Source organism: Rhizobium sp. ZK1, assembly GCF_047782645.1.
Lineage (GTDB): Bacteria > Pseudomonadota > Alphaproteobacteria > Rhizobiales > Rhizobiaceae > Rhizobium.
This window is the reverse complement of the sequence record NZ_CP180586.1, coordinates 1092999-1105751: the sequence shown is the minus strand read 5'-3', so window position 1 is coordinate 1105751 and position 12753 is coordinate 1092999. Positions and strand designations below refer to the sequence as shown.

Genomic DNA, 12753 nt, shown 5'->3' with positions numbered 1-12753 from the left:
GATGCCTGGTCGGCTGCTGCGGCGACAATGGCATAACAATAGGCATCAGGCGTTGGATTAGGCCATTTCCCGTCTCGTTGTGAAGTCCGGATCGCGGGTGCGACGGCTCACCGCCACACCTGGCCCACGATCAGGACTGCCTTCGATGAAGACAATTCCGCCAGCCTCAAGGGCGGACCGCACCTTCTCGATCGATTCCACCAAGACATTCTGCTCGCACTTCTCAATCCTAACAAGGATCTGTCGGCTCACCCCAGCCAGATGGGCAAGTTCCTCCTGGCTCAGCCCGAGGAGCGCCCTTCCCGCCCTCAGGGCTATCATGATCTCAGAAGTCGAATCCATGGATTCGAGATGGCGGCAAGAAGGGGTCTTTGTCAACAATTGTGCGTAAGGATTCGCACGGACAACAGCAAGGAGGCGTCATCGAAATAGACGGCTGGCATATTTCCGCATTTGCAGTTCAATTGCCTTCAATAGGCCGATTTTGAACGCGCCGTTCTGTGCAGCCCGGACTTTCCCACGCTCGGCGGTCTGAGAGCCATAGCGAAAAGCAAACTGCACGGTATTCTCGTGATCCCCCTTCCATAGGGAGGCATCATAATGGCGTTCTAGCAACTGCCGCCCGCCGAAGGTGATATCCTGCAATGGCCTATAGCGCCCCAGGTAGCGGGCCTCAACCTTGTCGCTGGCGAACCAAAATAGGATTTCGAAGGCGCCATACTCACCGAGGGAGCCGTTCCAACGAATCCTCTCTTTGTCTCGAATGGGCGCAGACCAGACGATGTCAGGTATATGTTGCAAAGCGAGGCTCCAAGTATAATCAATGGACGTCGGCGCGAGAGGTAACAGGCTTGTCGAGCTCAGTCATGCCACTCCAGTGCGAATCCCTCACGAAGTGCTACTAGTGTCTGAAGGTTTCGAACCCGTTATGCTTCCGCCCATGGATTCATCAACGTGACCAAAAGCTGCCGCCAGGGGCGGTAGACTGCCTGGCCAACACACCGCTGTCTGTTGAAGTCTTCAGGCAGGACCGGTGCGCTCAATCTTGAGGGTGCCGTATTTAATCAGCAGGCAGACGAAGGCCCAGTCACTGCGTTCCGGTATTTCCGGGCACGAGGCCAAGGCGGGCCTGAAGCGCTCCGATTTAAAGGAGTCTGTCACCTACATGGCCATTGAGACTGGCTGATCCGGGGTCAGGCTGGCGTCGACTTCCTCGCCGGAGATGCGAAAGACAGTCAGCGCTGCTCCACCCCCACCTTGACCGGATGTTCCAGCACTTAGACAAACACTCGAACACATCTGCGTCGTGGTACCTTGGGCCCAACAATAGGCAAGCCGGATGTCCCGCTCAACCGATCGCGGTCCAGTTGGAGGATGCCCGGGAACCTTTGCAATATCCCCTCGGCATGTAACCCGCCCCGACCGGGAGCATAGGTGAAGGCGACGCCCGGCGGCGCACCTCCGCCCCAGGACCGGTCATCGCGGGCCAAGGCCCAGAAGTACCCGGTCTTGGTTTGGCGGGAGCCGGGATCAAGCACTGGACGGGTGGATCAACGATCATAGCTGCGAACCCCACCGCATCGTCGGGTGCAGGCATAACCAACTTGCTCTGCCGCGCCGGGTAGACAGGTGGTTCGGCTTCAAGCCTCTGTAGCTCCCAAATGATCGCTTCACCATAGGCTCTGATTGGCATGATAACCCATCTATCTGCGACGTTGGTGTCACGTCGCGCAATCGACCGTGTGCGACCATGTTTCCATCCCTTAAACCTAAAAAGCTCATCAGACGGCGACGAGGAGACGAATGAGATTTTAGGTATCGCTTAAATGTTGTAGTCTTCAGTAGGCGAAGCTTACACGTGCAGGTGTTCAAACCGTCGAGAATATGACGGTGCAGCAGGTTCGTTATCATGGGAGGGAAAAATGGAGCCGGTGTTTTCTGCGATTCTTGGCGCGCTGATCGCGGGCGCGACTGCGGCGTCTTCGGATGTCGCTTCCGCAGCAGTAAAAGATGCGTACGAAGGCTTGAAGCAAGTGCTAAGGGATGGCTACCGGTTTGTCTCCAGTAGCCTGTTGGACACGAATCCGAAGGATCAAGCATATCAGGCCGCGGTGGAAAGTGAGCTGAAACAGCATCACGAGATCGCGAATGATCCTGTCGTCTTAGATGCTGTTAAAAACCTTCAGGAAAAACTCGTCGCTCTGCCGCCGCCCGCGATCAAAATGCTCAGTCTCGATCTCGAAAGAGTCACCGTCGGGCGGGACGCGATCCTCAGCCACGTTTCGAGTTTGAACGCAAAGGATCTTTCAGTCGCCCGTGACCTGCGGGTTTCGGGAGAAGACGCTTCGGGAAAATAGGCGAGGAACCGAGGGTTGGCCGTCCCGGTTCCTTTAATATCGAGCTAGCGCGGAATTTCGTTGCCGGCGACATCTATATTGCCGCTGGCGACATCAGCTTGCGTGAAGCCGCGACGCTGTTACTTTATCAATTTCCTGAAACGCCTGTGGACGAGCAGCCAGAGGGCCTGATCCTGTCGCCATTTCATCGACAGAGCCAGTTCGTCGGCCGCTCCGACGATCTAGCATCATTGATTGAATGGCTAGCGGACAGCCGGTCAATTCTCAGCCGAACGCTGTTTGGACCTCCCGGCGTAGGTAAAACACGATTGGCACTGCAATTGTGCAGCCAAGCCGGAGGCTGGAGGTCGGGCTTTGCGCGGAAGGAGCACCTTCGCAGGCTTGTGAATCACCCGGGGCTAGACAATTGGTCTTGGGAGTATCCAACACTGATCGTGGTAGACGACGCGTCCTCGAGTGGCGATGAGCTAGCACGTTTGTTTGAGAGCCTGAGTGATCGAATAGATCGAGACGATAAACCACCTAAACTCAGAATACTTCTTCTTGACCGTACCGCTTCGGTAGATGAAGGATGGTACGCACTTGTCCACGGTTATCCCGGAGATTATGAAAGCCGAACGATACAAGTCGCGGATCCAGGGCATCCCGTGCAGCTCGCCGCGCTGGATTCAAGATCGGCGAAGGCCGTCATAGACGATGTTCTTGTACGTCGTGTTGGCAACATCTCAAGTGCGAAAGCAATCTTGCTAGAGCTTGAGACAAGCGATGACTCCGATAGCCTGAGCGGGAATCCGCTTTTCCTTCAGGTGGCGGCATACGAAACGGAGGATGGCGGCCCTCCCGCGCTTTCTCGAATGTCGTTGCTCAAGGCGGTGGTTCGACGTGAATCGATCAAGCTACAGAAGGAATGGAAATCGCAGGGTCTGCCAGATTTCTCATTTGAAGGTTTACAGAAGCTCCTAGCTATAATGACGATTGCGGGCCGGAATGAACCGAGTGATCTGCCTGACATCCTAGTGAGGTTTGACGATCTCAAAATGCTACGCAGTACGGTGACGTTAGGTCAGATCATTCAGGCGTTCCAACGGAGGCCCCGGCCCGAAATAAAGATGGAGCCCGATCTTATCGGTGATCTTTTCTCTGCTGATTGTGAGGTATCTCCAGCAACCATCGCTGCGATTTATGAAGACGACCCACACAGAGTAGCAAGCAGGCTCTGGAGGTGGCTTGGTGACTTTGGAATGGACCGGGACATCTCGGCCCGCATTACCGTTTGGTTAAAGGAAATCGCATCAATGTTGATTTGCACTGAGAAGTGACCCGGCATTGCCGGATATTGTCATCGAGAATTGACCCATGTTTTGAACCTTGCTCCGCGTGTTTTCAGCGGGAGCTATGGAGTGATCGACATGGCGTTATTGAGCGTGATCCGACGCTGGCATTTTAGAGAGCATTTATCCATCCGGGAGATATGCCGCAGGACCGGCCTATCCCGGAATACTATCCGCAAATACCTGCGCTTGAATGGCGTGGAGCCGCAGTTCAAGGTTCCGGAGCGGCCGAGTAAACTCGATCCATTCGCAGATCGGCTATCGGCCTGGCTAAAGACGGAGTCCAAGAAGGGGCGCAAGCAAAAGCGCACTTTGAAGCAACTCCATGCCGACCTGGTGGGCCTCGGCTACGACGGTTCCTATTGCCGTGTTGCAGCCTTCGCACGGGAATGGAAGGCAGACCGGCAGAGGGAATTGCAGACGACGGGGCGTGGGACATTTGTGCCTCTTGCATTCGAGCCCGGAGAGGCTTTCCAGTTCGACTGGTCGGAGGACTGGGCAATCATCGGCAATGAGCGCACGAAGCTGCAGATCGCACATACGAAGCTAAGCTACAGCCGCGCCTTCATCGTCAGGGCCTATCTGTTGCAGACGCACGAGATGCTGTTCGACGCCCACAATCATGCATTCCGCGTGTTTGGCGGCATCCCCGGCCGCGGCATCTACGACAACATGCGCACGGCAATCGACAAGGTCGGCCGTGGCAAGGAGCGCGACGTCAACGTGCGCTTCATGGCGATGGCTAGCCATTACGTGTTCGAGCCCGAGTTCTGCAATCCAGCGTCCGGATGGGAGAAGGGACAGGTCGAGAAGAACGTGCAGGATGCCCGTCACCGTTTCTTCCAACCTGTTCCGCGCTTTGCATCATTGGATGCCCTGAATGACTGGCTTGAGCTTCGATGCAAGGAGTTCTGGGCAAAGACGCCACATGGCCAGATGCACGGCACAATCGCCGACATCTGGGCGGAGGAAGCCCCAGCTCTCATGCCCGTTTCGAGACCGTTCGACGGATTTGTCGAATACACAAAGCGGGTCACACCAACCTGCCTCGTGCATCTGGAACGCAATCGCTACAGCGTCCCGGCATCCTTCGCCAACCGACCGGTGAGCTTGCGCGTCTACCCAGATCGGGTCGTAGTCGCCGCGGAAGGTCAGATCGTCTGCGAGCATCATCGCGTCATTGATCGTTCCCATGACCGGCCGGGCCAGACCATTTACGACTGGCGGCATTATCTGGCGGTCGTTCAGCGAAAGCCCGGCGCTCTACGCAACGGCGCTCCCTTCATCGAGCTGCCGGAGGCATTCAAGAGCTTGCAGCAATATCTGCTCAAAAAGCCGGGCGGCGATCGCGAGATGGTCGACATCCTGGCCCTTGTTCTCCAGCACGACGAACAAGCAGTGCTCTCGGCCGTCGAGATGGCGCTGAAGTCCGGCGTTCCGACCAAAACGCATGTGCTGAACCTGCTGCATCGCCTCGTCGACGGCAAATCCTCCACACCGCCGACCCTCGACGCACCTCAGGCACTGACGCTCACCAATGAGCCTAAGGCCAATGTCGAGCGATACGATACCTTGAGAAAGACGGAGGTTCGCCATGCGTCATAACCCGGCAAGCGGCGCGATCGTCATCATGCTACGGCAATTGAAGATGCATGGGATGGCCCACGCCGTCGGTGATCTGACCGAACAGGGATCGCCGGCGTTCGAGGCTGCCATTCCGATCCTGTCCCAGCTTCTCAAGGCCGAAACGGCCGAACGAGAGGTCCGATCGACCGCATATCAGCTCAAGACGGCACGCTTCCCCGCCTACCGTGATCTGAACGGCTTCGACTTCGCCAGCAGCGAGATCAACGAGGCCCTCGTGCAACAGCTTCATCGCTGCGACTTCCTCGACGACGCAAACAACATCGTTCTGGTCGGTGGTCCCGGCACGGGCAAGACGCATATCGCAACCGCGATCGGCGTCCAGGCCATCGAGCATCATCACAAACGGGTCCGGTTCTTCTCCACCGTCGAGTTGGTCAATGCGCTGGAGCAGGAGAAGGCCCAAGGTCGTTCGGGACAGATCGCCAGTCGCCTCGTTCACTCCGATCTCGTCATTCTCGACGAGCTTGGATACCTGCCATTCAGCGCTTCAGGTGGCGCGTTGCTCTTCCATCTGTTGAGCAAACTATACGAGCGCACCAGCGTCATCATCACCACCAACCTGAGCTTCAGCGAATGGGCCAGTGTGTTCGGAGATGCAAAGATGACAACCGCGCTGCTCGACCGGCTCACTCATCATTGCCACATCCTCGAGACCGGAAACGACAGCTTCCGCTTCAAGAACAGCTCGGCTCATGAGCCTAAAACCACGAAGGAGAAACGCAAGAACTTGACCACCACCACCGACCCGAAACATACCTAAGAGGCGGGTCAATTCTCGGCGCAAATGCCGGGTCACTTCTCAGTGCAAATCAACACTATCGTCAACGGAGTGATGACGACGATCCGTCGGAGCCGGGTTGACTCGATCCGACAGGAGGAGCGTGCATTTGCGAGCGATTTCGCCTCGTCACTGGTCAAGCGAGCCGACAAGCCGGAGGCAATCAGACAAGCATCCACGCGACTGCGAGAAATCGGACTTGTCAACATGCTGCCATCGATCGACACCGTGTGCGATCTCCTGCATCTCTCGACCGATATCAGGGCAATGGCCAAAGACCTCTATCGATTTCGGTCTACTAGTCTCAGCCATCCCGGACGAGGAGAACGCGAAGCATTTCGGAAATGGTTAGCAAGCGGACCGACAGTGTCCGAGTTCTGCCCCGCCGACGTTGTCGCCCGCAGTTTCCTGACCGCATACTGTCGAAATTATGCTGCTGCCAAAACGCTGGCCCAACGGTAGTCTGTTTAGGCCGATGGTGAGCGCAACGAACAGCCCACTGCTTTCGGCGTTGACTGGATCGCGATAGCACTTTCTTTCAGAACTTCTGCGTTGCCCGCTTCGGTATAAAATAGGTTCGGATACCCAAAGGCAGTCTCGATCAGGAACGGCAAGACCCCACGATAGAGTGCAACATTGATGTCAAAGTCGATGAAGACGCTCCCGATCAGGCCGATGACTTCAAGTTGCCTCGCACGCCTCGCTCAAATTGCTGCTCCGACCGCGCGTACTGGCGCATTAGTCTATGATCTAGTAGCCCGCACTCACCGCCAGACAGTTTCATCATCGTGGCAACGAAATCCTTTTCGAAGGGCACGCCGTAGTAGAGGTGCCCGCGGTTCTCGTCCCAGGTAGGGTCGATGACGTGTCCATTGTCATCAACGAGCCAGGCGTGCTCCACAGGGATGGGAGTGCCCGGATCGAGCGCGAATCCTTCCACATACGTCACATCATCCCGGACAAGGGCAATCGCGGTAGCGTTGAGGAAGCATTGCTTCGCCTGGCCCGAGAGCAGCCAACGGGGACGGTTGGCTATCGAAGTGTACAGGCGCCCGAAAGAACTCAACGCGGTGGCCGGACCGAATACATGCTCCCAACGAGCCAGCCTGCGCACATGCTCGATCAATAGCATATCTAGGCTGCCTTCTGCGGTGGCCGTTTGCTGGACGATCATCGGGACCTCCTTTGTCCTCATGAAAAGCTGGAGACACTTTTTGCCTGTGTCAATCGCGGAGGCCCTCGGACGGCTTAGCAATTCACTTGTCAGATACTTCGGGCGGTCATCCTGATTTCAGACTGACGCCAATCAACGGGGGCAAGAAGGCGACTGCCGATCAGATCGGCAACGCGGTGCCTCCGCGGATGGCGCAGGCGCTGGGCCAGTAGGCGAGGTTGATGTCGGGACCGACACGATCCGGAGCGATCAGCCGATTATATCCGGCGTAGCCGTCCACCTGAAGGACGCCCGTAAACCCTTGCAGTATCCGTTCGGCATGCTGGCCGCCGCGACCCGGTGCATAGGTAAAGGCCACACCAGGCGGAGCACCTCCGCCCCAAGGTCGGTCGTCACGCGCCAATGCCCAGAAGTATCCGGTCTTGGTTTTGCGGGAGCCAGGATCGAGGACTGGCGCACGGGTCTCGTCCATGAACAGCTTGGTGGACCGCTTCAAGTCGGCGATCAGAGCGTCGAAGACCGGGCGAAGCTCGAATGCCGCTCGGCCGACCCAGTCGGCAAGAGTGGAGCGGTCGAGATCAACGCCCTGGAGGCTCATGATCTGGGCCTGTCGGTAAAGCGGCAGGTGATCGGCATATTTGGAGACCAGCACATGCGCGATGGTCGCCTCCGTCGGCAACCCGGCGTGGATCAATCTAGCAGGCGCTGGAGCCTGGGCAACGCCGTCGGTGCAGGCACGGCAGGCATATTTGGGACGACGCGTGACGATGACGCGGAATTGTGCCGGGATGACATCGAGCCGCTCGGACACGTCCTCGCCGATGCAATGTAGGCCTCCGCCGCAAGAGCAGATCAGGCTTTCTGGCTCGATGATCTCCTCGACACGAGAAAGATGGGCTGGAAGAGAACCCCGATTGGCGGCGCGTGGTTTAGGATGCGGCTTCCCTAAGGGGCTATCGGCTTCATCTTCGGCATGGATGGCCGCGATGGCCGCTTCCAGGTCCTCCAATGCGAGATCGAATTGTTCAGGATCGGTCTTCTCCGATTTACGGCCGAAGGCTGCTTGCTTGAAAGCGGCGACCAGCTTCTCTAGCCGCTCGATCCGTTCATCTTGGCGAACTTCACGCGCTTGCGCGGCGATCAACATCGCCTTTAAGGTAGCAATATCGTCGGGAAGATTGACGGCGTCCAACATGGCCGAAGTCTATCAAAGCCAGCGTCGCTTCGCCGTTGGAATTTACCGTCCGAGTCATCGTGCCGCATCTATTCGACGGCTTCCGGCGCTCTTGCCTCTACGGCGCGGACCCGTCGCCAATCGAGGCCTGCAAACAACGCCTCGAACTGGGCATGGCCCAAGGTCATGAGGCCATCCTTGACGTCCGGCCAGGTGAAGGTATGTTCCTCCAGTCGCTTGTACCTCACAAGAGAATGCAGCCGCGACCAGCGCAGATGAGCAGCTAGTGCGGGTCACACATCCGTTTCATCCACTACTTGGACAGCAGTTGCCGTGTGTCGGCAGGCGCTGCAATTCGCATGGGGAGCGTCTTTTACTGCAGACAGAGGATGCCACCGTTTGGTCCGTTCCCCCGCAATGGACTGACCTTGTGAGCCCAGATCCTGAAGTTGTCATGGGCAACGGACGGTCGCTCTTGCGGGTCGCCGACTTAATGGAATTGGCCGCCCTGGTAGAGCGCCTTTCCAGAACACGATGATGTGCGGATGTGTAAAGATAAATATGCCGCATCTGTAAAGCGGATTATGCCGCATATGTCTTATTTTTGTGGAATTATTCCCGCAATTACAGGACTGAATGATGCTAAACCATGAGGACCACCTTGACGAGGCAGAAAAATACGTCATAATTAACATTACGATTACGTCGCTTCATGTCCTCGGAGCCATCGATGTCTGCGAAGTACGACAGCAAGCGCACAAAGACGGATGCCCTCATCGAAGAGGGTACGTTCAATCCCACCCCCGAGAAGGTGCGCGATCCAAAGTTTCGGGGCAGCGAGTTCTTCGATCCGCACGACGCCGTGCAGGTCAAATACGAGATGCTGCGTCGCGTCTCCATCGACAAGGTGTCGGTGACGGAGGCCTCCGACGAGTACGGTGTTTCCAGGCCGACCTACTACCAGGCCAAGGTGAACTTCGATATGGCCGGCATTGCCGGACTGGTGCCGACGAAGCCGGGGCCCCGCGGTCCCCACAAGATCGACGACAAGGTCGTGGCATTTCTGCAGGCGCAGCTCGCTCCAGGAGAACCCGTTCGCGCCCGGGAACTTGCCAAGCTGCTTCGCCAGGAACTCGACATCGAGCTTCATCCCAGATCGATCGAGCGGGTTCTAAAAAAAAGCGGCAGGTAAACATTGCCGCGACGGCGGCATGCCCGATCCTACCGTCGACCATCGCCTCCCAGTACGAGGTCTTGCGCAAGGCTGCTCTCGGCGCAGCGCTGCCGCTTATGGCCCGTAGCGGCCTGATGCTCTTTTTGCGCCGGGGCATGTGGGGATGGGCTCAGACGCTGACCGCAACAGCAAGCACCCCGCGAGAGCAGAATTACCCATCGTCAATTGCTTGGCCGCTGCACCGCGGACACAGCGCCGTCGTCCACGTCCTTGCGACAATCGCCATGAGCATCAACGATCGGAGATCACGATGAATGTACATCTCAAAGTCCAGCCTCATCACCTCGAACGCAGCGCCTACCTCTACATCCGCCAATCTTCGATGCGGCAAGTCATCGACAATACCGAGAGCGCCATGCGGCAATATGCGCTTCGCGGGCGCGCTATCGCCCTTGGTTGGCGCGAGGAGCAGATTATCGTCATCGATAACGATCAGGGTGAATCCGGCGCATCGGCGGTCTGGCGCGAGGGATTTCAGCGGCTGGTCAGCGATGTCGGCATGGGGCATGCCGGGATCGTCATGGGCCTGGAGGTCTCCCGTCTGGCCCGCAACAATGCCGACTGGCAGCGTCTGCTGGAGATCTGCGCCCTTGCCGACACCCTGATCCTCGATGAGGACGGCGTCTACGATCCGGCAAGCTTCAACGACCGCCTCTTGCTCGGCCTCAAGGGAACAATGAGTGAGGCCGAACTGCATGTGATCAAGGCCCGGCTGCGCGGCGGCATCCTCAACAAGGCGCGGCGCGGCGAGTTCCGCTGCCCCCTGCCAACCGGGCTGGTCTATGACCATTCCGGCAATGTGGCACTTGAACCAGACATGCAAGTCAGAGAGACGATCGTCCATTTCTTCGAGACGTTCTCTCGCGTCGGATCCGCCTCCCAGACCGTCAAGGCCTTTCGTCAGGAAGGCATTCTCTTTCCCTCACGCCTGCACGACAGCCAGACGGTATTCCGGCCACTGACGACTTCGACGGCGATGCGTGTGCTGCACAATCCACGTTACGCCGGAGCCTATGCCTATGGCCGCCGCCGCTATCGACGCACCATTGATGGCAAGAGGATTGTGCGTGAACAAGATAATGATGATTGGACGGCATGTATTCCAGATGCCCATCCCGGCTACATCAGTTGGGAGCAGCATCAGGAGAACCTGAGGATTCTGAAGTCGAACATCTGCCATAAATGGAACGCGGGGGTCGCATCACCTCCGCGCGAAGGTCCGGCACTGCTGCAGGGGCGGGCCGTGTGTGGGCAATGCGGCAGGCATTTTCGCATGCGCTACGCTGCCCGACGCGGCCGGCAGGAAGCCTGGTACGTTTGTGATCGCGCCCGTAGCGATCGCGGTGAACCCCTGTGCCAGGCGATCGCTGCACCTCCTGTCGACGAAGCCATCGGTATGCTGATCGCCGAGCAGATGACGCCGGCAGCCATCGAACTGGCGATTGAAGTCCGCAAAGAGATCGAAGCGCGACATGAAGAGGCGGATCGGCTGCGCTGTCGCGCGATCGAGCGCGCGCAAACTGAAGCCGATCTCGCCCAGCGCCGTTTCATGCTCGTCGATCCCAATAACCGCCTCGTCGCCGACACGCTCGAAGGCGAATGGAACGAGAAGCTCCGCATCCTGGCCAATGCCCGCGAAGAGCGCGAGCGCGCCCGGGAGCACGAATTCATCCTCGATAAGGCCGTCCACGAGCGGTTGGTCGCAATGACGGCGGACTTCAAAAAACTCTGGACCAATCCAGAGACCCCGAACCGCGAACGAAAGCGCCTGCTTGCCCACATCATCGAGGACGTCACCCTCCTCAAACTACCGAAAAGAGGCACAACCAAGGCTCATATTCGCTTCAAGGGCGGTAAAACCGAGACACTCGTCACCATGAGCCCAAAATCTCCCAGCCAGCAGATCAAGACGAACCCCGATATCATCGCACTGATCGATAACCTCCTCGACAATCATATTTTTTCCGAGATCGCAGAGATTCTCAACGATCAGGGATATCGTCCGGGCTCGGTGACGCGCCGTGACCAGCGCAATGCACGCTTCACAACCAAACGCGTCACCTATCTCGTTCGCGAATATAGGCTGAGATCACGCTATGACCGGCTCCGGGATCGCGGGATGTTGACAAAAAAGGAGGCGGCTGAACACCTCAATATCCATGAACATACACTCGCCAGATGGGCTGAACACGGCCTCGTCACCAGCCACGCCTACAACGGGCACTACTACCTGTACGAGCTTCCGAAGACGGATTTACCGCAAAAGCAATGCAGTCGATGGAACCAGCTCATCGATCGCGTCGCCGCCCGTAAGCAAAATGCCGGACACGCCAAAACCTTCAACTGAATGCGAAAGAGAGATGCAGTATGAATGCAGATCGTTGTAGGCCATCACCAATCCGCTGCCATCCCAGTAGATCAGCTTCAATCGATCCGCTTTCCGGGACCGGAATACGAAGACCGTTCCGGTGAACGGGTCCTTGTGCAGCTCATTTTTGACCAGCGCCGCCGCCCATCATGGCCTTTGCGGAAGTCGACGGGCTTGGTCGCCACCATGATCCGAACCCGATTCGATGGAAAGATCATGCCGGAACCGCAAGGGCACGCGCTACGGCGGCGATCCGGGTAGCAGATGCGCCTTCTTCCAGACGGATAGTAACGGAGCCGATGACAACCTCGGGACGGCTGGCTTTCTTGATCGGCGGCTCCGAAACAGGTGGATCGACGATCACCGCTGCGAACTCCAGCGCATCCTCAGGTGCTGGCAGAACCAGCTTGCCCTGCCGCGCCATCGTCCGCCAGGTAGATAGGCGGTTCGGCTTCAAACCGTGGCGCTCTGCGACCTCATTGACCATCGCGCCTGGCCGAAGGCTTTCGGAAACGATCTGCGCCTTGACCTCATCAGGCCAATGCCGGTGGACCTCACGCCCAGACTTCCTGGTTGTGAGAAACTCCAATGTAGTCTCCATGGAGAAACTCCCGTTGCTCGTCCATGGAAAGCCGATCACAGATTAGAGCGGACGGGGCAATGTGGGAGCGGAACATCGGTTACAGTGTA

Annotated in this window: 13 protein-coding genes and 2 pseudogenes; 7 read left to right on the top strand and 8 right to left on the bottom strand. The window is 57.7% G+C overall.

Annotated elements, in window-relative coordinates; genetic code table 11:
- Nucleotides 1-57: 57 nt before the first annotated feature.
- The 3 genes and pseudogenes from ACK9YZ_RS05635 to ACK9YZ_RS05625 form a co-directional block, all read right to left on the bottom strand.
- Complete coding sequence (locus ACK9YZ_RS05635; protein WP_416066823.1) at nt 58-321, bottom strand: helix-turn-helix transcriptional regulator; 264 nt, start codon at nt 319-321, stop codon at nt 58-60.
- A 99-nt stretch (nt 322-420) separates the two neighbouring features.
- Complete coding sequence (locus tag ACK9YZ_RS05630) at nt 421-801, bottom strand: hypothetical protein (protein WP_416065943.1); 381 nt, start codon at nt 799-801, stop codon at nt 421-423.
- A gap of 516 nt (nt 802-1317) precedes the next feature.
- Nucleotides 1318-1541: pseudogene (locus tag ACK9YZ_RS05625) on the bottom strand (IS66 family transposase); the annotation flags it as partial.
- A gap of 381 nt (nt 1542-1922) precedes the next feature.
- Between ACK9YZ_RS05625 and ACK9YZ_RS05620 the strand changes: the two are divergent.
- From ACK9YZ_RS05620 to istB, 4 genes are all read left to right on the top strand, one after another.
- Nucleotides 1923-2357, top strand: coding sequence for a hypothetical protein (locus ACK9YZ_RS05620; protein WP_416065942.1), 435 nt, complete (start codon nt 1923-1925; stop codon nt 2355-2357).
- Nucleotides 2358-2455: 98 nt separating this feature from the next.
- Nucleotides 2456-3676, top strand: coding sequence for a hypothetical protein (locus ACK9YZ_RS05615; protein WP_416065941.1), 1221 nt, complete (start codon nt 2456-2458; stop codon nt 3674-3676).
- A gap of 90 nt (nt 3677-3766) precedes the next feature.
- The gene (istA, locus tag ACK9YZ_RS05610) at nt 3767-5293 is read left to right on the top strand and encodes an IS21 family transposase (RefSeq protein WP_416064594.1); all 1527 of its coding nucleotides are present in this window, start codon (nt 3767-3769) and stop codon (nt 5291-5293) included.
- A complete protein-coding gene (istB, locus tag ACK9YZ_RS05605; protein ID WP_416064593.1) occupies nt 5283-6095 on the top strand; it encodes an IS21-like element helper ATPase IstB in 813 nt (270 codons plus the stop codon). Before istA ends, istB begins: the two co-directional genes overlap by 11 nt.
- A 685-nt stretch (nt 6096-6780) precedes the next feature.
- Here the strand turns inward: istB and ACK9YZ_RS05600 are convergent.
- The 3 genes and pseudogenes from ACK9YZ_RS05600 to tnpB (ACK9YZ_RS05590) form a co-directional block, all read right to left on the bottom strand.
- The gene (locus ACK9YZ_RS05600; RefSeq protein WP_416065940.1) at nt 6781-7287 is read right to left on the bottom strand and encodes a hypothetical protein; all 507 of its coding nucleotides are present in this window, start codon (nt 7285-7287) and stop codon (nt 6781-6783) included.
- 196 nt (nt 7288-7483) lie between these two features.
- Nucleotides 7484-8482, bottom strand: a pseudogene (tnpC, locus tag ACK9YZ_RS05595) (IS66 family transposase); the annotation flags it as partial.
- A 68-nt stretch (nt 8483-8550) separates the two neighbouring features.
- On the bottom strand, nt 8551-8709 hold the full coding sequence (tnpB, locus tag ACK9YZ_RS05590) for an IS66 family insertion sequence element accessory protein TnpB (RefSeq protein ID WP_416065939.1): 159 nt from the start codon (nt 8707-8709) through the stop codon (nt 8551-8553).
- A 38-nt stretch (nt 8710-8747) separates the two neighbouring features.
- Between tnpB (ACK9YZ_RS05590) and ACK9YZ_RS05585 the strand changes: the two genes are divergently transcribed.
- The 3 genes from ACK9YZ_RS05585 to ACK9YZ_RS05575 all read left to right on the top strand — a co-directional run bounded on the left by ACK9YZ_RS05585 (nt 8748) and on the right by ACK9YZ_RS05575 (nt 12042).
- Complete coding sequence (locus ACK9YZ_RS05585; RefSeq protein WP_416065938.1) at nt 8748-8999, top strand: DUF5372 family protein; 252 nt, start codon at nt 8748-8750, stop codon at nt 8997-8999.
- A 192-nt stretch (nt 9000-9191) separates the two neighbouring features.
- Nucleotides 9192-9653 carry a helix-turn-helix domain-containing protein gene (locus tag ACK9YZ_RS05580; RefSeq protein WP_062369699.1) on the top strand — a complete coding sequence of 154 codons (462 nt, stop codon included), beginning with the start codon at nt 9192-9194 and terminating at the stop codon, nt 9651-9653.
- Nucleotides 9654-9945: 292 nt separating this feature from the next.
- Nucleotides 9946-12042 (top strand): recombinase family protein, encoded by a 2097-nt coding sequence (locus tag ACK9YZ_RS05575; RefSeq protein WP_416065937.1) that lies wholly within the window; start codon nt 9946-9948, stop codon nt 12040-12042.
- Here ACK9YZ_RS05575 and tnpB (ACK9YZ_RS05570) read toward each other — a convergent pair.
- Both tnpB (ACK9YZ_RS05570) and tnpA read right to left on the bottom strand, forming a co-directional pair.
- Entirely contained in the window at nt 11950-12183 is a 234-nt protein-coding gene (gene tnpB / locus ACK9YZ_RS05570; protein WP_416066822.1) for an IS66 family insertion sequence element accessory protein TnpB, read from the bottom strand. The genes ACK9YZ_RS05575 and tnpB (ACK9YZ_RS05570) overlap by 93 nt on opposite strands.
- A gap of 94 nt (nt 12184-12277) precedes the next feature.
- Nucleotides 12278-12664 (bottom strand): IS66-like element accessory protein TnpA, encoded by a 387-nt coding sequence (gene tnpA, locus ACK9YZ_RS05565; protein WP_416065936.1) that lies wholly within the window; start codon nt 12662-12664, stop codon nt 12278-12280.
- Nucleotides 12665-12753 lie beyond the last annotated feature (89 nt).